The organism is Paraburkholderia sp. J8-2, assembly GCF_905220195.1.
Taxonomy (GTDB): domain Bacteria; phylum Pseudomonadota; class Gammaproteobacteria; order Burkholderiales; family Burkholderiaceae; genus Paraburkholderia.
In genome coordinates this window covers 1-715 of record NZ_CAJMZA010000108.1, presented here as the reverse complement: position 1 = coordinate 715, position 715 = coordinate 1, and the positions used below count along the sequence as shown (strand labels likewise).

1 pseudogene is annotated in these 715 nt (G+C 65.7%); it reads left to right on the top strand.

Going from position 1 to position 715, the window contains the following annotated elements:
- Positions 1 to 715: pseudogene (locus tag U5A52_RS43010) on the top strand (urocanate hydratase); the annotation flags it as partial.

Here is a 715-nt window from a genome sequence, read left to right as displayed (position 1 = left end):
GATTGGCCGCGCCGCGCGCAATTGGGAGTGCTTCGACCAGATCCTCGCCTCGCTCAAGGACCTGAACGAAGACGAAACGCTGCTGATCCAGTCGGGCAAGCCTGTGGGCGTGTTCCGCACGCATGCCGACGCACCGCGCGTGCTGCTCGCGAACTCGAACCTCGTGCCGCACTGGGCCACGTGGGAACACTTCCACGAACTGGACCGCAAGGGCCTCATGATGTACGGCCAGATGACGGCGGGCAGCTGGATCTACATCGGCTCGCAGGGCATCGTGCAGGGCACGTACGAAACGTTCTATTCGGTGGCGAACCAGCACTTCAACGGCAACCCGAAAGGCCGCTGGATTCTCACCGGTGGCCTCGGCGGCATGGGCGGCGCACAGCCGCTTGCGGCGACGATGGCGGGCTTCTCGATGATCGCGGTGGAGTGCGATGAAACGCGCATCGACTTCCGCCTGAAGACGCGCTACGTGGACCGCAAGGCGAAGACGATCGACGAGGCGCTCGCCATCGTCGAGGAAGCGAAGCGCACGGGCAAGCCGGTTTCGGTGGGCCTGCTCGGCAACGCCGCCGACGTGTTCGCCGAGTTCGTCAAGCGTGGCATCACGCCGGACTGCGTGACGGACCAGACGAGCGCGCACGACCCGATCAACGGCTATCTGCCGCAGGGCTGGACGGTTGCGCAGTGGCGCGAGGCGCAGAAGGTTGCGCCA